Here is a 21,125-nt window from a genome sequence, read left to right as displayed (position 1 = left end):
GTGAAGGTTGCCATATGATGAGAATAAATGGCGGATTAGCGATGAAATTATCGATTTTCCTGCAAAAAGACAAGTTTTCACAGGCGTAATAAGCGTGATCATCATAAGATATCTGGTACGGGAAACGCTCAAGAGCCAAATCGCCATCCTGTTCATCCTGCTTCTGATCTTCTTTTGTCAGAACCTGGTCAGGGTGTTGGGCGACGCGGTGGACGGCAATATCCCGACAAACTTAGTACTCTCTCTGCTCGCTCTGGGCGTGCCGAAGATGGCGCAGCTCATCCTGCCTTTGAGCCTGTTTCTCGGCTTGCTGATGACGCTTGGGCGGTTGTATACCGAGAGCGAAATCACCGTCATGCACGCCTGCGGGCTGGGCAAACGCACCCTGATTATCGCCGCCATGATCCTGGCGCTGTTCACCTCTGCGGTCGCGGCGGTGAACGTGTTCTGGGCCGGCCCCTGGGCCTCGCGCTATCAGGACGTGGTGGTGAACGAAGCCAAGGCCAACCCGAGCATCGCCGGGCTGGCAGAAGGGCAGTTCAAACCCTCGCAAGACGGCAACGCGGTGCTGTTTATCGGCAACGTGAAGGGCAGCACCTTCAACGACGTGTTCCTGGCGCAGCTGCGGCCGAACGGCAACCAACGCCCGTCGGTGGTGGTGGCCGAGCACGGCAACATCGTGCAGCAGAAAGACGGCTCGCAGGTGGTGACGCTCGACAAGGGCACCCGTTTTGAAGGCACCGCGCTGCTGCGCGATTTCCGCATTACCGACTTCACCGACTACAAGGCGGTGATTGGCCACCGCACCGTGGCGGCGGACAACACCGAATCCGAACAGATGTCGATGCAGACGCTGTGGGAATCCGACGATCCGGATGCGCGCGCCGAGCTGCACTGGCGCCTGACGCTGGTAGTGTCGGTGGCGCTGATGGCGCTGCTGGTGGTGCCGCTCAGCGTGGTGAACCCGCGCCAGGGCCGCGTGCTGAGCATGCTGCCGGCCATCCTGCTGTATCTGATCTTCTTCCTGCTGCAGACCTCGCTGCGCTCCAACGCCGGCAAGGGCAAGCTGGATCCGATGCTGTGGCTGTGGCTGGTTAACGGCGTTTACTTCGCGATCGCGCTGGCGCTGAACCTGTGGGATACCGTGCCGATGCGCAAGCTGCGCGCACGCCTGAGAGGAGCGGCCTGATGTTTGGCGTATTAGACCGGTATATCGGTAAAACGATTTTCAACACCATCATCATGACGCTGTTCATGCTGGTGTCGCTGTCCGGCATCATCAAGTTCGTCGATCAGCTGCGCAAGGTCGGCCAGGGCGAATACACCGCGCTGAGCGCCGGCATGTACACCCTGCTGAGCGTGCCGAAAGACATCGAGATCTTCTTCCCGATGGCGGCGCTGCTCGGCGCGCTGCTCGGCCTGGGCCAGCTGGCGACGCGCAGCGAACTGGTGGTGATGCAGGCTTCCGGCTTCACCCGCCTGCAGATCGCCGGCTCGGTGATGAAAACCGCCATTCCGCTGGTGCTGCTGACCATGGCGATCGGCGAGTGGGTGGCGCCGCAGGGCGAGCAGATGGCGCGCAACTACCGCGCCCAGCAGATGTACGGCGGCTCGCTGCTCTCCACCAAGAGCGGGCTGTGGGCGAAGGACGGCAACGACTTCATCTACATCGAGCGCGTCTCCGGCGATAAAGAACTCTCCGGCGTGAACATCTACCACTTCAACGATCAGCGTCGCCTCGAGACGGTGCGCTATGCCGCCACCGCCAGCTTCGAGAACGGCCTGTGGCAGCTTTCGCAGGTGGACACCTCGGATCTGACCAACCCGAAACAGGTGACCGGCACCCAGACGCTGACCGGCGAATGGAAAACCAACCTGACCCCGGACAAGCTGGGCGTGGTGGCGCTGGATCCGGATTCGCTCTCCATCAGCGGGCTGCACAACTACGTGAAGTACCTGAAGCAGAGCGGCCAGGAAGCCAGCCGTTACCAGCTCAACATGTGGAGCAAAATCTTCTCGCCGCTGTCGGTGGCGGTGATGATGCTGATGGCGCTGTCGTTCATCTTCGGCCCACTGCGCAGCGTGCCGATGGGCATCCGCGTGGTGACCGGCATCAGCTTCGGCTTCCTGTTCTACGTGCTGGATCAGATCTTCGGCCCGCTGAGCCTGGTGTACAGCATGCCGCCGGTGCTGGGCGCGTTGTTGCCGAGCATGCTGTTCCTGCTGATCAGCGTGTATATGCTGCTCAAACGCAAGTAGCGGAGCAAGCGGTAGTGAAGAAAGGCGTGGCCGCGGGGCCGCGCCTTTTTTGTGGGTGCGACATCCCCCCGCCTGCGGTTTTTGTCGTGCTATAGTCACCTCAGCGGCAATGCAGGGAGAGGGGGCAGACAGCCAATGGAAGATGAATATAATCTCAGCAACATTATCGGCAAGCGCCTGGAAGCGGCACTAGGAGAGTTGGGCGATCTTCTGTGGGCGTATGTGGTGTTATCCAAAAAAGACATTGCCTGCATCTTTGGCGTCACCAACTACCCGAGTGAATGGGTAAAAAAGTATCAAGAGCAGGGGTTGCAGTACATTGATCCGGTGGTGCTTACCGCCCGCAACCGCCTGACCCCCTTCGCCTGGGACGAGCAAATCATGGCGGACGGAGGGCTGCATTTTCCCGAACTGTTTGAACAGGCCCGCGAGTTCGGTGTGACGCACGGCTATACCTTCGTGCTGCACGATTACAACGACAATCTCGTCACGCTTTCCTTTGCCTTCAATGCGGAACAGAAAACGGAAGCCATTCAGGCGCTCACCGATCGTAAAGGTGATATTTCGGTATTGCTGGCCTCAATCCATGAGTCCTATCTGGCGCTGTCACCACTGTCAGCAAAAAACGCCGCAGCCCTGGAGAGAAACGCCCGCTTTACCGACAGGGAAAACGAGATCCTCTATTGGGCCAGCGTGGGTAAAACCTACCAGGAAACGGCGATGATCCTGGGCATCAAGACCGGCACCATCAAGTTTCATATGTCCAACGTCGTCAAAAAGCTGGGGGTCACGAATGCCCGACATGCCGTGCGCCTGGGGATGGAGCTGCGGCTGATTAAACCGGTGGAGTGATGGGCTAGCTAGCCTGTGGAATACTGAGGCAACGACTGCGCAGAACTCATCAGCCGGGATACGTCTAAATGGAGAAAATATCGGCTGGCGAACAGCGTCTTTCGATTCGGGAAATGACGGGCGTTAAATCGGTATTGAGTTGGCCGCGTGGCGATTAACGTGAAGGCTGCAATAGCGTATCGGCTCCGATCTCTGCGATGTGAAATAATAACCTGCATGAACTTATAAAGGTCTAGTAAGGGACTGTACTTTAGTCTAACTAGTTTCCCACCCCTTAAGGCGATACACTTTCCCGGTAATGTTTTGATAAAAAATACAAAAAAAAACCTGACCGCGTAGGGCCAGGTTGCCAATATTGGCCAACACCAGGGAAAATTTTCTTGCACCATCTTAAAGCTATTAACTCCGCAGAGGCAAGCGATCTCAGCTGGTTTTTAGGCATAAACTAGCCATTTTGTTATGTATGTACGCTATTTTCTGGTGATTTCAGATAAAACCCATCCAGCGTGAATAACCTCTGTCTTTTTATAGCCCCCGTTTCGATTTTTTATTTCCTGTCTGATATTCAGCAATGAAAAAATATTGTTCCTGGAATGTTGCGCAACCTCATTCTTTATTGGCTGACACATTGTTATGCAATTATTTGCAGCGTTGTCATTGCGGCTGGGGATTATTTTGTTTTTGATAGGGGCTGGTGGCTATGAGGAGGGAGGCTGGCGCGTGGCGGGTTCCTGAACCTGTTTCGCTAGTTGGGCGAGCGGTTCTGGCTAGTGGGAGCGAGTGACGTTCGGCAGAGGAGCCATCATTGTTCTGCGCAACGATGCTGGAATCTGGCATCGGACGATATCGCGTGAGTGCGGTGGTGACTGAGCCCCGATGCTCTTTGCAATAGCTTGATGCTCATCACCAGCGCAGTTGTGAAGGGCGCGCAGCAGGAAGGCGGGGCGGACAAACGCGCGTTGCGGCGGTTTTTTCGACACTTAACTCATTGAACAACGGATAAGTGTTGCGTGCTGGTCGCGGGAAGGTATAATTCACCCGTTTTCCGCATACTACTTCAGTGCCGAAGTGGCGAAATCGGTAGACGCAGTTGATTCAAAATCAACCGTAGAGATACGTGCCGGTTCGAGTCCGGCCTTCGGCACCATTAAGTACCGCGCGAACAAGAAGCCACCGAAAGGTGGTTTTTTTGTGCCTGTAATCTGCCCGCCGCCACTACCTTTCTATTTTTACTCTGTATTGACCCATTTCTCATCCCCGTAAAAACTGGATCTTCCTGATGCTTTTCTAAGGCCTATCTGATTGACCTTAGAGGCTAAAGTGGCGTTTCATTGAAGCCTTTCGGATCAAGGCGTTCCAGGATGGAGCCACAACAGGAAGGGATCTCGCGGGCGTTAACACCGGGCGAAGTCAATCTGGCGCGTTCGGTGTTTGGCAGCACCATTTTCTATCAGAACGTATTGGTTCACTGCGACAGCTACCTGCCGTTTGGGCTGCAGAATCAGTACACGGCGATGAGCCATGAGGCCTTCGAACAGGCCTCGTTGTGAGGACAGATAATGTCTACGGTTGTGGCGACAGCCCAACGAATTAATGAACTATCCAATGGAAAAATTAAAATTTTATTCTACTTAAATCTATAAAGGAACGCAGACTGGTAATGTACCGCCTTAGTTACGTCCTTACACTGTTACCAGTTAGAACCCCTGTGTCAAATTTTATGGCCGCTGATTCCAACAGCCCGGACTTTCACTGTCGAAAAACTCTATCATAATATTTTTCCCAAGATTGTCTTTGATCAATTGGTTTGCTCTATTGCAATATGCCTGATCTCCTCTAAAAACAGATACCGCGACTCGCTTTATGCCCGCCCTAGCCATTCGTTTTAGTAGATGTATATCATGCTCGCCCATTCCCCAACCTAGAATCACAAGATTTTCACGCTGTTCAGCGAGAACTTCACGGTAAATCGTTGAAAGATAAAAACTGCTATGAATCGAATTAACTTTCTGTTCATACGTTCCTTCGCTCACAAACAGCGGAACGACTTCCTCGCTTTGCCAACGTTCCAAAATAGATTCAAGCAACCCCGTGTTCTGAATATGAATTTTACTCTCCTGTTCGATACGATTTCGACACAATATAAGGCTGCCATGCGGATAAAAAACAAGCGTATTAGATTTTTCATTTATAAGCATCCCTCTTAACCGTTGCCAATCCTGTTCAAAAAGACCTCTTTTAAGAAAGCAATCCTTAAATCGGTGTTGATCATTGATATCCAGGCCATATGTCATTGTCCAGTAAACGATCAGGTCATAGTTAAGTGAAATAACAGTATTGAATCTTTTCAGAAATTCGTAAATATATGGCAGTTGTTCATTAACTTCATCATGCTCAGGATGCACATCTCGTACAGCCTGAATAAGGCATTCGCGGATTCGGAGATAGGCATCATGGGTACGGGCATCCTCAATTTCTAAAGATTTATTGACGTTAGATGCCTGCCAAACGATACGCAGAATAAGTTCAAAATCTTTCGTTTTAAAAAAGTCAAAAAGCCTGCGTACATCTTCCTCCAGACTCTCTCTTTGCGTGACGTATTCAAGTAGGGATCCATACGCAAAACGAGGACTGACGGCGATGCTTGCACCGTTGCCCAGTAAAATGGTTCCATCGTATCGTTGTGCTAGCTCAGACCAAGGGGAAATGGTAAACGACATTTTAGGTATCAGCTCCAGTAGTGAGTATTTTAAATAAAAGACATTTTACAGCGAAGGTGCCGACTATTTGCATTTTTTCTTCCTCGTTTCAATAGCCATAATTTGATGAAGGAAAAAATATCTTTGTTTTCAATTGGATTATAAACTTTTCGGCTTAAGCGCGTACATTTATTCATATGGATATTATCTTCATGATTTTATAAACTATCTAGTTAACATTATCTTTTCAGGAAGTAGAGTGATGCTCCGATTCAGTAATATTATTTTATGGTCCAATAATGAGCGTTGAAACTGTCACGGATAACAATCATTTAACGGAACCTTGCGAGGCGGGGTTCAGTTTCTATGAGTTTTTCGCGGGCGGCGGTATGGCCAGAGCTGGGCTGGGAAAACAGTGGCAATGTCTGTTCGCCAACGACATGGACCCGATAAAAGCATCGACCTACATCGACAACTGGGGAGATGAACATTTCGATATGCGCGATATACGCGAAATTGACCCTGATGACCTGCCACACCATGCTGATTTAAGCTGGGCCTCGTTCCCTTGCCAGGATTTATCGTTGGCCGGTAATGGACTGGGGATCGGCGAAAGAGACTCCAGCGGGGATGAAACCACGCGGTCCGGCGCGGTATGGCCGTTCCTCGATTTGATAAGCAGGCTCGGCGAGGAAAACCGTAAACCGCCGATTCTTGTTCTTGAAAATGTTCTTGGGTTGTTGACGCTGGATCAGGGGAGCCATTTCGCTGCGATATGCCATCAGTTAAGTAAAACGGGCTACCGATATGGCGCAGTAATCATTGATGCAAAGCACTTTCTTCCACAGTCCAGGCCCCGTGTATTTCTTATGGCTATTAGTCGCCATGTTTCTATTCCCGAAATTTTGGTTTCAGAAGAACCTTTGTCGCAATGGCATTCACCTTCGCTTCTTCGCGCCTGCGATGCACTGGCGGATGATGTTCGTAATGACTGGATCTGGTGGTCGCCTGGCAATATACCAGACGCCAGAACGAAGGAGTTGGACGACTTAATCGATTTTGAAGACGAAAATGCGCAATGGCATTCTGTCGATGAAACACAACGGCTTATCAGTATGATGGCACCGGCGAACTTGGCGCGTCTAGCGAGCGCGCAGGCATCCGGTACGACAAAAACTGGCAGCCTTTATTTACGCATGCGCAAAGAAAAAGGCGTCAACAGGCAACGGACTGAAATTACGTTCTCAGCCGTTCTTGGTTGTCTTAGAACGCCAAAAGGCGGAGCTTCTCGTCCTCGTATTATCGTTGTCAAAGGCGAGCAGGTGAAAACGCGCTTGTTGTCGGTCAAAGAAGCGGCGGCGTTAATGGGGTTGCCGGACGATTTTATTCTCCCAGTGGCATATCATTCTGCGTTTAAAGTGATCGGCGATGGCCTTGCCGTTCCTTCTGTTAGTTTTCTGGCCGAACGCATTCTAGAGCCACTCGCGATGGCAGTCCGAATTAATACCCAACAGATGGAGGATATTCGCGAATGAACTGGACGTCGCTCGTCACGCCCGATGGTTGGGAAAGTAAACTGATCGATTATTTTCTCCGGTTCGGTGCTGACGGCGACGCGCAAGATATTCGCTGGTTTGAAGTTACGCCAGTGACGCTTGCGGCAGCGTTCGCTGACAGAGGCATTACCGCGGATGAAATTGAAGAAGCATTTCGAACCTGTATGTCTAAAATACGAGATCTGCCGCAGCGCCTTGAAGGCGGTATGATGGAAAAGTCGACTCGTCGATCGCCCGGATATTTTACGTATCTTGTCATGACGTTGCTTATTAGTAGTCAATTCGACGCACAGGAAGAACGTAATGATTTTCGTCTGAAGTTACAGAACTGGTTGGGAACCGGGCATAGCTTTCAGAACTTATCTGGCGTCAACGCGATGTGGGAGGCATTAGCCGAATGGCTGAATCAACGTATTCAGGAAGGCGAACCCTACAGGCGCCTTGTCTTGCCGCCGCGGGATGGCTGGGTTCAGATCGGTCACACCTTGCGGTTGGCATTCCCGAATAGAGCCGATCTGCGCCTGATGAGTGAATGTCTTGAAAGCCATCCGCAAGCCGCCGCTAGCCCACGCCAGTTAATAGAATACTTTCAGATTGTTATTCAGAGACAAAGCGTTTCTCATGCGCTGAAGGAGGCTTTCGCCGAATTCAGAGATGCGTGGTTGTTGGGGCGTCGCGCACTGTTTGATATGCCTTTCTGGCGCCTGCGTCAACGGGCGGTCGGGATATCGTCCTGTATAACGACGCATCAGTCCATCATTGATATGTATGTCGACTTCGACGGTTCGCGGTGTTATTTCAGTAGCGCGGACGAGAGAGGAGAAAGAGTTTTTCATCCTACGTTATCCAAAGCCCTTAGCGCCCACTACGCTGAGAACAGCGAAAATCTGGGGAAAGCGACGCAGGCCGGATTATTATTTTTTTATGAGATCGGAAATGGGCGCTGGAGAGCGAAATCGTCTCCTGACGTATATTCGCAACGGTTTCATATCGCCTTATCCAGTAAACATTCTGTACAGATGAGCAAACGCCTCAACGGGTATATTGCAGAGGATGAGTGGGTTTTAACGACCCAGCCGCTGAACCAGGTTTCAGCGATGGATATATTCCGCTCACTAAGATCCTCTTTGGGTATTCAAGATGATGACGTTACGCGCCCTCAGCTATACGGTGGAATACGCGTACCTGGCGGATGGCTGGGATTACCGGCGTTTTTGCCTTCTGTTGAGTCAGATACGCGAAGCTACAAAATATATGCATCTGGAAATGATGGAGCGGGAACCAATGTTTCTGTAATAGATGGTCGTTTGATTTCTACTGGGTCGCTTAGTGGTGAGTTCTTTATCGAGCCGGTGCTTGAAGTGGGGGAAAAAATGCCGCCGTGGAGGCGTCGCGCGCGATTTTTCACTCGCGCCGTACCACACCCGACTTTGGGCGAAAGCGCAAGATACCGATTTGAACCGCTTTATGACTGGTCGATGTCTGCTCTACAGGCACCGACGTTTAATTTCGAAGAACTGTTGCAGTGGGAAGATAACGAAGTATGCTGCGATCATCTTCTAGAGGCGATTTACGCCAGCGGAGCTAGCGGCTGGGAAGAAGCCGAATTATTTGCTCTTCTCAGGCATGTGGCCGACAACATCAACGTGTGGCATTTGATTCGTTGTTTACATCATGCGGGTCTGATCCAGCCACGCCTACGCCCTGAGTGGAAAGGTCGGGCATGGACGCTGGTTAAACCCTCGTTGCTTCAGATTTGCAACGGAGAAAATTCTCTGGTTGTTGTGGAAGGTGCTGTCTGCGCCAGTCTGATGGATGATTTTCAAAAAGCGGTTGCCGGGCTGGGCGGAGAAAGTTTCCGTCGTCGTGGCATAAGCTTCTGGTCGCCCCCTGTATTTGGAGCCGTACTCGCTAATCCTGTTGCGTTATCTCAGCGTCTGGGATGGCCGCTTATCGAAGCCCCATCGTCATCCAATACAACACCGCTTTCACTTGTCACGACGGAACGCACCGCTGAACTACACGAGCCAGCGGCGGTCTGGAACTGGCGTTCGGGAATATTTCAGCAGGATGGCTCCCTAGAGAAAGAATCAGTGTCTCTGTCACTTCATATTCATCCTGGCGGGCGAGATCATGATATCTATCGGGTGATTTCCGGGCGAAAAACGATGCATTTTCTTTCCCGAACTGCCGCTATTATCACCGCTGGCGCGAAAAACCGGGAACCCGTGTTTGAACGCGTCGCCAAAAATCATCTGATATGCCTTATTAATGATTGCGGCCTACCCGATGCGCTGGCCGCGGGAATACGGCGTCACACGCTCAGAAACGGAGGTCCGGTGGACTCCGGTTATGCCTATCCTGTCGATGACGTCTCATTCCGCTGGTTAGAATCGCTGCTTCCGGGATGCTTCAATTCCCTCTTTCCACATGGTGAGGGTGATATAAACCGCTTAGTTTCCGCCAGCCGTCATTCCGGCGGAAAAATACGTACGATTTGGCGAAACGGTCGGCTAACGCTGACGCTGGGATGATAAGGAAAATTAAAGATGAGCAAAATCCCTTTGTATCTTGGTCAATTTGATCGCAGAAATTATCAGTCTTATCTCAAAGTTATCGTGCAGGAAACGCCTGTTGGTTGGCGCACGATCGAAAACCCTAAGAAATTGTTCCCTCGTACGGGAGAAGTTGAGTTTAACGAGACTGACGCTTTGCAACTTCGGAAGGACGAATGGGCTGCTTTTCATGTTGGACCCGGCATACGCAACAGAGCTCAGGCGAAACATGCCCGCCGTATTTATCCTTATTATGATTTATCTTCCGGCCAGTCGTTATTGGAAGTGCGTCGCCAATTGAGTTTCAATGGCATAACGACAGATGGCGAACCAGGATTATGGGCTATCCGTTTTGGGCCGGATGGTCTGATTCTGGCGAATATGGCTGAGTCGAAATCAGGATATTTGATTCTGTCCAAAAGCCAGAACGTTTATGAATATGATTTCCATGAAGGTAGTGTGATTTCCGTATCCGGCATATCTGAAAGTGGAAAGTCGTTTTATATGCCCGATGTCGATGCATCACCTGCTCGGATCCATGACTGGACGCCGGATAAGCAGTACATCGAAAACGTTATTCAACACCTTTCCTGCGCTGGTTTGACAACCGAAATCGCTTCATGGCTCCGAGTGCACATAAATGAGCAAAATGGAAAATTAACTTCCGGCGTCGATGCTCTGCTGGCTGCCGCTCAAACGCTCCGGGCAGGAGAGTTGGCTAAGAAACTGGAGGAAGAGGATTCGCTGGCTCGTCAGTTTACCGAATCAGTGTTGAAGGACCAGCAGATTGCCTACCTTCTCGAGCATCAGATACAAAACATTGCGGAAGAAGAGCGAGTCGCGTTGCGCGCCGAACAGTATAAGGCGCTTGATAAAGAGTTTTCAGCTGAACGACTGCGACGCCGTGAAGCTATTGAAACGGAAATGGCCGTTTTGAAGAAGACAAGGAAAAGCGAGATCGAAGAAGAGATCGTACAATTACGGCAGCTCGAAGAAGAAAAATTTCAGATTGATTTCGCAGAAAAACAAGCGGATATAGAACGAACGCTTAAACAGGAAAAAGTGCATCTCGAAAGCGAAATTAGCCGTCTGAAAGACACCAGCGCTGATTTATATGCTCAGAACGAAAATCAGCATCAGATACTGGCTTCTCTGAGCTGTGAGCATGAAGTATGTTTGGCGTCTTTAACAGATACCGAAGAACGTACTGCCCAGGCGAAAATTGAACTTGAAAAAATGGATATTGCTATTACTGAGAAGGCTCGTCGTATGGCTTACTCAGCGATTCCTGAAGTACGCCTCCCGGCGCAAGCGAGAGTCGTATCCTGTGAAGAATTCGGTCAGACCGTCAGAGAGAACAAGTTGCTGACGCCCGACGGAAAGATACTCATGACGCAATTTCTGGTGTTGATGTTGGCCGGCGAGTGCCCGTTGTTATATGGCCCGGAAACACAAGACTTCCTTGCTATTGCCGAATCGCTGATTTCTTCAGGCCGCTCCATCCGACTGGTTGCTGATCCGACGATGATTTCCTGCGAGGATCTTTGGGTTCGCGCGGGGAATCATCTGGCGACACCGCTTTACCAGGGGTTATTACTGAGTGGAGCCTCCCGTCCGCGAACGATTCTCGCTGTCATTGAGTGTGTCGAATGTTCCGGTGTGCGTTTCTGGTTACCGGCGCTGAAAGATCAATTACACAGCGGCGATTTACCCCGACGCTTTCTGATTTGCGGCACCATTGAAAATGAAGATTGCGATGAGGTGGAGAAAATAAAGGGAAAACATCTTCGCTTGCGGATGGAAAACGTCATCATTCGGGATGCGATTGCGCTGTCTCCTTTACATCTTTCTTTAGAAAATCATAGTGAGCTGGATCCCGGTCCGGCATCAGAAGATTCGCTACAAGACAAACTCACTATCGCGGATGAAATGTCGGCCGGGCGTCTGGATCTGGTAAATACCCTACGGGCGATGAAAACTGCGCATGAATTCGCGCCGCTTGATGATAAAAACAAAGCCATATATCAGAAGTACTTAATCGATTTATACGCCGATTTACAGAATAACGAGATGTAAGCCAAATAAATTATAGGAGAAGGAAATCATGTTAGATCCGATTGGTGGTTTTCGCCGCATTCAGGACTTCTTCATTTCATATATAGAAACCAACTTCCGAATTGCCGATCCTTCCGTCGCAGCATCAAGACGCAATCTGCTGAACAGTAGCGGTGAATTTGCCGCAGAACCATACATTGAACCTGTTTTACGGTATGAATCTTCTGATAAAACGCTAGAAGTTCTGGCCGAGATGGACTGTGGGCCGCTGAATAGTTTGTCTCATAAAGGCCGTAAGGCGTTCGCTGAATTAGCGTTATCTGGTCTGTTCGATGCGAAACCTGGTGATGAGATCTGGCCGCGTCGTTCAGTCCATGCGCCATATAGCCACCAGATTCAAATGCTGGAGCGAGGTCTTTCTCCTGGTTGCCCCGGTATTGTTACATCGGGAACAGGTTCGGGAAAAACGGAAAGTTTTATGTTGCCTATACTGGCAGCACTATCGAATGAGGCTGTCAGCTGGGCCGCACCTTACGACGGTTATCTGCAAAATCGATGGTGGAACGGCGAAAAAACAAGCTGGGCTTCTCGTCGTGAAGGAGAAAAACGTCAGGCTGCAGTCAGGGCGCTGGTGCTTTACCCAATGAACGCTCTAGTTGAAGATCAAATGGCGCGTTTACGTAAAACGTTGGATTCAGATGACGCACGGCAGGTGATGGAACATCGCTTCGCAGGAAATCGGATCTTCTTCGGGCAATATACCAGCGCAACACCGGTTACCGGCTACGCCAGTCATCCCCGAATCTCTGGAGTCAAATCGGAAAAAAGTCGTCGTGCCCGTAATCTTGAAAAATTACGTAAGGCGTTGAAGCGAATTGATAGCGATCAGCAGGCTGCGCGTGCATTCGACGAAGAAAAAGAAAACGTTTCGGAAAAGACCCGATATATATTTCCTTCGACAGACGGTGGGGAAATGGTTTCTCGCTGGGATATGCAGGCAGCCCCGCCTGACGTTCTCGTCACTAACGCCTCAATGCTGGGGGCTATGCTTTCGCGAGAAGTTGAGGACGGTATTTTTGATGCTACGCGTGAATGGCTGATGAATAACAACGACGCGTACTTCTATCTGGTATTCGACGAGCTGCATTTAATGCGTGGTTCTGCTGGAACCGAAACCGCAATGTTAATTAAGTCGCTGATTATCAGATTAGGGCTTGATGACCCGAAACATCGTTACAAACTGCGTTTGCTGGCGTCGTCTGCATCCCTTCCGATGGATGGCACGGATGGAGAACAATCACGGAAATACCTTCGGGATCTCTTTGCCCCCTTTGGCACTTGCCGCGACTCTCTGGATCCCGGTAGCGATAAGCCTGACTTCTGGCGTAATTGCGTTATTCAGGGAAAACCATATATACCACCAAAACCTGAAGGAAAAATCGCTGTGTGGCCTTTCGCCGCATTGATGCGGGTTGCACTTGAGGGGCAGGAAAACGTCGTTCGTAATCTGAACATGACGGACGCGCTTAATCAGGCTTTGTCTAATGTCTTTCTGGCTCTAGGCTTGAAAGCGCAAAATGGCATGCAAGGCATTAAACAAGCAGCGGAAAAAGCAGCTGCGCTGCTGACCAATGCTTGCATAAAAGAAGGCAGCGAGTCGCCGCGAGCGATGCCGCCGGGGTTAATCATTGATAAGATTTTTATTAAGGAAGACGCGGGTAATCAAGATGAATTGGAATTAGCATTGCGCGGGTTAATGCTGTTACGCGCGCTGCCGGAATCTGGGAAAGAGTTCGAGAAACCTGCCAACGTCACTCCAGCTTTTCGCGTGCATACATTCGTCAGAAATATTGAGGGTTTCTTCGCCTCCGTATCGCCGGGAGAGCAAAAGGCGAAATTCTCCGATTTTTGTCTGGAACGAGGCTTGTCGCATGCGCCATCAACTCCAGGTGGGAAACGTGGTCGCCGTTTGTTCGAAATGCTGTATTGTGAAGCGTGCGGCGAGTTACTGATCGGCGGTCAGAAGGGACAGAATCACGGTAAAACCATCGAATTATTACCTTCGGCAACCAATCTGGAAAATCTTCCAGAACGCCCCGGCGCAGAATACTACGATGATATGACGTTGGATGAGTTTGCGGTTTTCTGGCCTGTCGATATGTCAGATAAAAGTCCAGCAGGCTGCGAAAAAGGTTGGGATGCCTGGGATAAGGCGGCACTTAATCCTGTTACTGGTATAGTGACTGTTGGGCAGGATATATCACCGACAAATACTGGCGTGGTTCGCGGGTATCTCTATTTCCAGAATCCGGTTAAGCCTAAAAAAGGCGAGCCTGCGAAGAGCCCTTCTGCGCAGCCTTTCTGCTGCCCTAACTGCGGCATTGACTATTCCAACCGGCCTGCCAGCAATCGTTCCAGAACGCCCATTCGCGCATTTCGTACTGGTGTGACGAAATCATCCCAGCTGGTAGCAACGGAGCTATTTGAATTACTACATGCGATTGGCGCGGAAGCAAAGAGTATTGTTTTCTCAGACAGTCGACAGGATGCGGCATCAATGGCGCTGGAAATCGAACGGCTGCACTTGCGTGATCTACGCAGGGAAATATTGGTCGCATCTTCCAGAGCGATGATTAACGAGGCTGAAAGCAGGTACATTTCAGACGCGGATATTGAAGACAGGAAAGCCAAGGCTAAACAATCTGGAGATTATGATGAATATATCAGGCTGCATGATCTTCAAAAAAACCAAGCCGGAATTACTGAGCTTTGTAAATATAGACGGGTAAAAATCGACAAATTACTGGAGTCTGAAGGCGACTCAATAGGAAGAATCACATCTGAGCTCGTCAGGCTGGGAATATCACCCTATAAATATCGTTCTAATTCAGATGAGAATGATAGCACTGTTTGGCATGCTAATTTCATTAAAGAAGGGGCGACTATTAGATTTAGTGAAAGGCTTCCTTCTCATGAACGAATGAAAATAAAAACGAAAATATCTTTAGATCAGTCTGAACTGATAGATGATGTTATTTTCGCCAATACATTTTTCGCGCTGGAAGAAACAGGATTGGCATATCCATGCATCTCAGATAAAGATGAAATGCCTGAAATTGATGCTTGGCTAAGGGTGTTTTCCGGTGCCTATCGTGTTAAAGAGAACAAATATTACGATGAAAGTCGCACTCGTGATTGGTGTTTTGGGAAAGATGTTGAAAAAGAAAAGATTAAGCGAATTGCCAGGGTTTTGTTTGGTGATAACAACTATCAAGATGGTTTGACACGTGTATTAAAGCAGTTTGCTGATTTGAAACATCCGGCGGGGTTAATTAGTATCGGCAAGTTGTTTCTTAAGGTCGCCAAACCTGGCGATAATTACTGGCAATGCGGTAACTGTGGGCGAATTCACTTACATTTAGGGTTTAAATATTGTACCCGTTGCGTGAATGCACTCGCTCTTGAACCCAGCGGGTTTGTCGAAGATCTATGGGAAGACAATTTTCTTGGTAAACGCATTGTACGTGGAGAGCGAGACGGAGTTAAACGTTTCCGGCTGAACGTCGAAGAATTGACGGGGCAGACGGATGATTTCTCCGATCGTCTGCGTAAGTTCAAGGGGATTTTTGTCGATAAAGTTAGTGAACTTGAAAAGCTAGACACAGAAATTGATATGCTAGCCGTTACTACGACAATGGAAGTCGGAATTGATATCGGTTCACTTCAGTCGGTTTATCAGGCCAACATGCCCCCTCAACGTTTTAACTACCAGCAACGCGTCGGTCGAGCTGGACGACGCGGCCAAGCTTTTTCTTTTGTTATCACATTTTGTCGTGGGCGTACTCATGATGCATACTATTTTGCTCATCCTCATGCAATCACCGGCGATTCGCCGCCGCCACCTTTCCTGGCGGTAGATCACGACGCCATTCCATTAAGACTCATGCGGAAAGTATGGCTTAGAGCTGCATTTAATCTTTTACGCGAAGAGGATTATAGAAATGGAATAACCTTCCCTGGAGATAAACTCGTTCCACCTGATATTCACGGTGAATATATTTCTACGCATGATTACTATCATAGCGATGAAAAGAATTGGGCTGAACGATTGCTGGGAGCGTTGAAAACAACTCAGAATATACATGATCGCTTTATTGAGGCAGCAACGTTCGATCCAGAGCAAAAACGGCGTCTTTATTCTGCAGTAAATGCGGAAGGCATAATTGATGAAATCGATAAACTGAACGCTTGCGTCCCTGAAGACGATATAGGGCTTGCACGTTTCCTGGCCGAGCACGGTAAACTGCCGATGTATGGCATGCCGACTCGGGTGCGAAACCTTTATTTAGGATTACGTAAAACAAAAGGTATAAATGCCCAAGAAGAATACGAATGGTCGACGATGGATCGCGATCTTGATCTAGCAGTTTTTGAATATGCTCCTGGTTCGGTATTGATCAAGGATAAGAAAAAGCATGAGGTAATAGGCTTCACAGGAAATTACCAGGAACCACAGATCCAGAACAATCGAATATCGGATCTTTCGGTGGTAGGCTCATGGCAGGAGTCGTGTAGCCATGTAGCAATTTGCCCTGCATGCGGTTCTGCCAAGCTGGAGTTACATAAACCTGACAACGACATTAATTGCGAGGATTGCCGAACACCGATCAGTCCTGAAGAATTCAGGCTTTATATCACGCCTGCAGCTTTTCGCACGGATTTCAAACCCAAAGACGATATGGATAGTTTTATCCGTATGTCGTTAAAAACCACGGCGACAGTGTTGCATGAGGGGGTTCCAACAAAATGCGACTCTTTCACTGTACGACGTGGCGAAGTGACCATTCTTCGCCTCAATGATGGCCCCATTAATGGAGAAAAGGAAGGTGAACGATTTACTGTTGACTTGGCAAATGATCTAAAAGCACCAATGCCCTTTTCTACTTATTGTCCGTCAGTTAAAGGTGAACAGGCTATCGATTCAGGTTGGTTGGAGTCTCACAATAACCCGCGCTGGCAATGTAGCGGCAAGAAAAAAAGTTTTGGACTTGTATCAAGCAAAGAGACAGAATCGCTTCATATTGAATTAACTAAATTCGATGCACGCCTTAATCTGGACATGGTCGCCAGATACGGCGAGCACATGAATTTGCCTACGCGTGCTGCTGCTATTAGTGCGACCCAGATATTGACGCATAAGGCAGCACTCTATCTGGATGTTTCGCCAGATGAATTCGAAATGCTTGAACCCCGAGTGCATCTTGGTAAACCCATCTTGCAAATCGCCGACGCGTTGATCAATGGTTCAGGATTATGCAGACGACTTGCCGAACCTGCCATCGCTGGCGGTCCACCTTTGATCGTCACATTATTGCATGAGATTCTGGAAGATAAGTGCGTCTGGCCAATGGTTGACTTTCTGAAGAAGGATCATCCTGCTCAATGTCAAACGGCCTGTTACAAATGCATACAGCGCTATGGCAACCGTCGGTATCACGGCTTGCTGGACTGGCGTTTAGGTATGGCCTATTTACGGGCAATGGTTATGCCCGAATTCGTGTGTGGTCTGAACGCCGCTGATTGGAGTCAGCCAGAAATGAAAGAATGGCGACAAAGAGCATTTGAGTTAGCGGAAGACGTCGAGGCACTACGACCGGCAACGATCAAATTGTTAAAAGAGTATTCATTACCTGTTCTTATTGAAATACAGGATGGGAAAGAACTTTGGAGAGCGGCCGTAACACATCCTTTATGGCAATGGAGAGAAGCCGAACATGATGCCCTGATTGACTCTTTTGGATTGGCTGGCGGGGAGTCGCCACTACTATTCATTGATACGTTTGAATTGGAAAGACGACCGCTGCGTGCGCTGGCGAATCTTAAACCGAGTTAGAATGTCAGCAACAATGTTGATAATTACTGGCTGATGTTTTTGCTGAATGCGCTTTCATATCGAAAGCGTATTCATGCAATGACATGACATCGCAAGGTTTTATGATAGATACAGTTACTCCGGCTAAACGGGGCTATGTCAAGAGTTAAATGAAGGGATTTCAATGCTGAGCAAATTGTTAGACTAGCCTGATTATATATGCAGTAAAATAAGTGAAATTTAGTTACCTAGAAATATATTATCTCTGTGATAAGCCAGGTGTCTGTTGTCCGGGTGATAATATAACGGTAACCGAATTTTTTTTCCTTCATAATTTTCAAAGTTATTCACATAAATGCTACTTTTTAACTTCTTAATCTGTGTTGATAATACCAACTCCAACTTATCATCAAACGTAATGAGCCCACGGTCAAAAGCTTTGTCGTGCAAACTGGACAGACACAATCCGTTACTAGGGTTAAGGCGTTGTTCGATCGAGTGGCTCCAAGGTAGGATATGGCTAGCAACGAGTAATGACGGTTCTTCTAGACCAGTGACGCAGCAACGATATTCGTAAGCTTCCAATACATTTTTGCGAAACAGGTTTTGGTCTACACGTGTTTTGATTGTAGAGAACTTATCTCTGCCACTGAAATCTTTTTGCTCTTTATCAAAATCAGGTGCGGCTGGTTTATCCAAGTGTTCCATTGCCGTTTGGCATTGCTGATTGAATAAATCCATATCTTGGTTCATTTCTTTCCACAATTCACGATCGGCATTGGAGGCCCCTTTCAAACCACTACGGCCAGATTCGATAATGTATGGATCCAAGCTAGCGAGGTTAACCAGCTTCATGGCTAACGCCGATGGCGTACGGTCAATCAGTTTTGCATAATGGATTATCTCGGGATTCTTCGAGTGGAGTTTGCCAAATGGAATTTGGCTATACAGCGTGAAAGCGATCAGTAATTCTTCCCTAGTCCAAAGTTTTGCAGCAGCCATACATCAATACCCAGCAGTTAACTCATCGATTTACCGAATGCGTTAACTATGCCAGGTAGGGGAGGAAATGCCTACCTTGATGAATGCTTTTGTTGTGATACGTTAGTCAGATCTATTGGAAATCGTGGGTGGGAAGGGCGATGAGCATCGCCCTAATTGCCATTTACGTTAGCCGCAGGCTTCCATCTCCCGCAACGCCCGCCCATAAAGGTTACACAGTGCAGGAACCAGATGCGCTGTAGCATTGAGATAGCGATTCAGCTGTTCCCAGCCTTCAGTGTCCAGCTGTGGGTGCTTTTGCAGTAAATGGCCGAATAGCATCAGGCCGTGGCACAAACCTTCCGCCTGTTCGGCAGAGAGGGCGGCCAGGTCTAAAAGTTCTGAGGGATTGAAAGCGCTAAGATCGAGGTGGTTAAACAGTTGGCGGTAGAGGGTAAGGGTGCTTGCAACGGATTCTGTAGTGGGAACCTTTGTCATGGGTGCATCTACGTATGTCATTAGTTAATGACTATCACCAGAGACGCTAAACTCGGGTGGTAGCCCAGACGGGGTTAGCGTCACCGGGACATACGAACCGGCGCTTCTTGCGAAGCCCCCGCCTGAGCCACCATTATTTGGAGTGAACTAAAGCTGCTGCATTATTACATAATACAGCGGTAGTATGTCAGATTCGGAACGCTAACTCCGGCTGCGGATTTTGCCGCAGCGGAAAAACTATAACGTTATCAGTAAAAGGAAAAAATAAGCTGTATGGAATTACAGTTTATTTACTTTTAGGATTGGAATGTACCTCGCAATTCGGCATATCATCTTTGCGTCGAACTATCAGTCATCCATTCATGGATTAAATTTCTTCCTTAAGATTTATAAATATTCGAATATGATGAAAGCTAATTTCTTACTTATCGCTTTCGGTGCAGCATTACTGAGCGCCTGCATTGGCGATCGTCTCGATCAGCGCTATGTGCCGGACATCCCTATCGCCGCCCATGCTAAAGCGAATGGCGACATCTGCATCTATCCGTCACCAAAGGAAAACGAAAGGCCAGATACGCTCTATATCAGTGGTGATTTGGATGAGAAATTGATCGAGGTGGTGAATCGGGATCTGAAAAAGGGCATTTGTGTTACCCAAGAAGATTACCCGTTTCAGGAAAATTATATCTACAGCATGAGGCTAAATTTCGTACCGATTGAGAAGCGCAGAAATCTGCAGGATGTCTCCGGCAGGGCCTTTATCGCTCACTTCAAAGTGAAAAGATTCAATAATCACTTTGCTATCGAAAACATCCAATAACGAGGCGCTCTATTGAAATAACAGTGCTTCAGCATTGTCCAAGCCTTGCAGATAAGGTGCCGGTTAATTCGGCGTTAACCGTTCCAGTATTTATCCTTTCTAGAGCTTATGTTAATCATACGGCTTTGCTAATTCACGGATGAACGAGCATGGCGAATGAAGATGAGTTGCGTATTGCCTTGTCGCCGGTGCAGCTTGCGGCGGTGCTGTCTGATGAAAGCGTCACTGAAGGCGAAACGCTCAGTAACCGTCTGCTTGGCGGTTTGGGGCTTGCCGGTGGTGTCGTTGAGCTGATGGGGGCAGGGGTGTTGTGTTATGCGCCGGATCCGACTTTTATCACCAAAGTTGGGTGTGTGGTGGTGGGAACGCATAGCCTGGACAGCATCAAAGCTGCTTCCAATCAGATGATTACCGGGCATCCAACAACTACCGATACTTATCAGTCTGCCGTTTTATTGGCGCAAATACTGGGTGCCGATAGGGAAACGGCCTATAACGTCGGTTTAACGGTCGATATTGCCGTGCCTTTAGTCTTTGCCGGAGCGGTTGGTGCTGCCAGAGCCGCATCCGTGCGCATGGGGCGGGTTAAGCTGATTGAGCATGAGTCCGTTAGCGGTAAATATCCGGGCGGGCACACATTGGCTCGGCATATAAACATAGCTCCGGAAACGCTTATTGCCAGGCTAGCCAGGCGCCCGAAACTGATCGCGGCAAGTACCTTCAGATCGGTAAAGGAGGCCGAAAAGTATGTATCTGTCACGGTCAAGGCGAACCGTGCAGATATTATGAATTGGGTAAAATACGCATCTCCCGGCAGCCGTTTGAGCGTGTATCATAATTTTTCAGAGTCAGTGGGTTACGGCGTATTACGCGGAAGTACTGACGTCTATCAATGTCACCGGGTTGGCGTTGTGATTGAATTTACCCGCTATAATGGCAAACCTTACTTTATCCTTAGCGCTTTCCCTGCGAGATAAG

13 protein-coding genes and 1 tRNA gene are annotated in these 21,125 nt (G+C 49.0%); 11 read left to right on the top strand and 3 right to left on the bottom strand.

The features are described 5' to 3' along the window. Positions 1 to 94: 94 nt before the first annotated feature. The 5 genes from lptF to ACTJJ6_RS21525 all read left to right on the top strand — a co-directional run bounded on the left by lptF (position 95) and on the right by ACTJJ6_RS21525 (position 4,661). The gene (lptF, locus tag ACTJJ6_RS21545) at positions 95 to 1,189 is read left to right on the top strand and encodes an LPS export ABC transporter permease LptF (protein WP_016929274.1); all 1,095 of its coding nucleotides are present in this window, start codon (positions 95 to 97) and stop codon (positions 1,187 to 1,189) included. Beyond that, on the top strand, positions 1,189 to 2,259 hold the full coding sequence (gene lptG, locus ACTJJ6_RS21540; protein WP_004933350.1) for an LPS export ABC transporter permease LptG: 1,071 nt from the start codon (positions 1,189 to 1,191) through the stop codon (positions 2,257 to 2,259). Before lptF ends, lptG begins: the two co-directional genes overlap by 1 nt. Before the next feature lie 135 nt (positions 2,260 to 2,394). Beyond that, positions 2,395 to 3,111, top strand: coding sequence for a LuxR family transcriptional regulator (locus ACTJJ6_RS21535; protein WP_440802835.1), 717 nt, complete (start codon positions 2,395 to 2,397; stop codon positions 3,109 to 3,111). A 1,062-nt stretch (positions 3,112 to 4,173) separates the two neighbouring features. Then, positions 4,174 to 4,258: transfer RNA gene (locus tag ACTJJ6_RS21530), tRNA-Leu, on the top strand. 214 nt (positions 4,259 to 4,472) lie between these two features. Further along, positions 4,473 to 4,661, top strand: a complete 189-nt coding sequence (locus tag ACTJJ6_RS21525; protein ID WP_440802833.1) for a hypothetical protein — start codon at positions 4,473 to 4,475, stop codon at positions 4,659 to 4,661. 168 nt (positions 4,662 to 4,829) lie between these two features. Here ACTJJ6_RS21525 and ACTJJ6_RS21520 read toward each other — a convergent pair whose 3' ends face one another. Continuing rightward, complete coding sequence (locus ACTJJ6_RS21520) at positions 4,830 to 5,831, bottom strand: DUF4917 family protein (protein WP_182265210.1); 1,002 nt, start codon at positions 5,829 to 5,831, stop codon at positions 4,830 to 4,832. 278 nt (positions 5,832 to 6,109) lie between these two features. Here ACTJJ6_RS21520 and ACTJJ6_RS21515 point away from each other — a divergent pair, with 278 nt between their 5' ends. The 4 genes from ACTJJ6_RS21515 to ACTJJ6_RS21500 are packed head-to-tail and all read left to right on the top strand — an operon-like array spanning position 6,110 to position 17,869. After that, positions 6,110 to 7,345, top strand: coding sequence for a DNA cytosine methyltransferase (locus ACTJJ6_RS21515; RefSeq protein WP_198635760.1), 1,236 nt, complete (start codon positions 6,110 to 6,112; stop codon positions 7,343 to 7,345). Further along, positions 7,342 to 9,900 carry a hypothetical protein gene (locus tag ACTJJ6_RS21510; RefSeq protein WP_440802829.1) on the top strand — a complete coding sequence of 853 codons (2,559 nt, stop codon included), beginning with the start codon at positions 7,342 to 7,344 and terminating at the stop codon, positions 9,898 to 9,900. Before ACTJJ6_RS21515 ends, ACTJJ6_RS21510 begins: the two co-directional genes overlap by 4 nt. A 15-nt stretch (positions 9,901 to 9,915) precedes the next feature. Beyond that, a complete protein-coding gene (locus ACTJJ6_RS21505) occupies positions 9,916 to 11,997 on the top strand; it encodes a hypothetical protein (RefSeq protein WP_440802826.1) in 2,082 nt (693 codons plus the stop codon). A 28-nt stretch (positions 11,998 to 12,025) separates the two neighbouring features. Beyond that, positions 12,026 to 17,869 carry a DEAD/DEAH box helicase gene (locus ACTJJ6_RS21500; RefSeq protein WP_440802824.1) on the top strand — a complete coding sequence of 1,948 codons (5,844 nt, stop codon included), beginning with the start codon at positions 12,026 to 12,028 and terminating at the stop codon, positions 17,867 to 17,869. Positions 17,870 to 18,088: 219 nt separating this feature from the next. On the opposite strand, the gene ACTJJ6_RS21495 is transcribed toward ACTJJ6_RS21500, so the two are convergent. Together ACTJJ6_RS21495 and ACTJJ6_RS21490 are read right to left on the bottom strand one after the other, a co-directional pair. Beyond that, the gene (locus ACTJJ6_RS21495; RefSeq protein WP_440802822.1) at positions 18,089 to 18,850 is read right to left on the bottom strand and encodes an HNH endonuclease; all 762 of its coding nucleotides are present in this window, start codon (positions 18,848 to 18,850) and stop codon (positions 18,089 to 18,091) included. A 168-nt stretch (positions 18,851 to 19,018) separates the two neighbouring features. After that, positions 19,019 to 19,327: a hypothetical protein gene (locus ACTJJ6_RS21490; RefSeq protein ID WP_129993842.1), complete on the bottom strand. Its 309-nt coding sequence runs from the start codon at positions 19,325 to 19,327 to the stop codon at positions 19,019 to 19,021. Positions 19,328 to 19,634: 307 nt separating this feature from the next. Here ACTJJ6_RS21490 and ACTJJ6_RS21485 point away from each other — a divergent pair, with 307 nt between their 5' ends. Further along, positions 19,635 to 20,147 (top strand): putative T6SS immunity periplasmic lipoprotein, encoded by a 513-nt coding sequence (locus tag ACTJJ6_RS21485; RefSeq protein WP_016929247.1) that lies wholly within the window; start codon positions 19,635 to 19,637, stop codon positions 20,145 to 20,147. A gap of 149 nt (positions 20,148 to 20,296) precedes the next feature. Further along, entirely contained in the window at positions 20,297 to 21,124 is an 828-nt protein-coding gene (locus ACTJJ6_RS21480) for an RNase A-like domain-containing protein (protein ID WP_440802818.1), read from the top strand. Position 21,125 lies beyond the last annotated feature (1 nt).

The sequence above is a fragment of the Serratia sp. 22278 genome (genome assembly GCF_052045405.1).
Taxonomy (GTDB): domain Bacteria; phylum Pseudomonadota; class Gammaproteobacteria; order Enterobacterales; family Enterobacteriaceae; genus Serratia; species Serratia marcescens.
Note: the sequence above shows the minus strand (reverse complement) of the source record. Positions and strands in the feature narration are given on the sequence as shown.

What these genes read in the sequence shown, in the direction of transcription:
- lptG (WP_004933350.1), top strand. Translation starts at nt 1,189, where the DNA reads ATGTTTGGCGTATTAGACCGGTATATCGGTAAAACGATTTTCAACACC.
- ACTJJ6_RS21535 (WP_440802835.1), top strand. Translation starts at nt 2,395, where the DNA reads ATGGAAGATGAATATAATCTCAGCAACATTATCGGCAAGCGCCTGGAA.
- ACTJJ6_RS21525 (WP_440802833.1), top strand. Translation starts at nt 4,473, where the DNA reads ATGGAGCCACAACAGGAAGGGATCTCGCGGGCGTTAACACCGGGCGAA.
- ACTJJ6_RS21520 (WP_182265210.1), bottom strand. Translation starts at nt 5,831, where the DNA reads ATGTCGTTTACCATTTCCCCTTGGTCTGAGCTAGCACAACGATACGAT.
- ACTJJ6_RS21515 (WP_198635760.1), top strand. Translation starts at nt 6,110, where the DNA reads ATGAGCGTTGAAACTGTCACGGATAACAATCATTTAACGGAACCTTGC.
- ACTJJ6_RS21510 (WP_440802829.1), top strand. Translation starts at nt 7,342, where the DNA reads ATGAACTGGACGTCGCTCGTCACGCCCGATGGTTGGGAAAGTAAACTG.
- ACTJJ6_RS21505 (WP_440802826.1), top strand. Translation starts at nt 9,916, where the DNA reads ATGAGCAAAATCCCTTTGTATCTTGGTCAATTTGATCGCAGAAATTAT.
- ACTJJ6_RS21500 (WP_440802824.1), top strand. Translation starts at nt 12,026, where the DNA reads ATGTTAGATCCGATTGGTGGTTTTCGCCGCATTCAGGACTTCTTCATT.
- ACTJJ6_RS21495 (WP_440802822.1), bottom strand. Translation starts at nt 18,850, where the DNA reads ATGGCTGCTGCAAAACTTTGGACTAGGGAAGAATTACTGATCGCTTTC.
- ACTJJ6_RS21490 (WP_129993842.1), bottom strand. Translation starts at nt 19,327, where the DNA reads ATGACAAAGGTTCCCACTACAGAATCCGTTGCAAGCACCCTTACCCTC.
- ACTJJ6_RS21485 (WP_016929247.1), top strand. Translation starts at nt 19,635, where the DNA reads ATGTACCTCGCAATTCGGCATATCATCTTTGCGTCGAACTATCAGTCA.
- ACTJJ6_RS21480 (WP_440802818.1), top strand. Translation starts at nt 20,297, where the DNA reads ATGGCGAATGAAGATGAGTTGCGTATTGCCTTGTCGCCGGTGCAGCTT.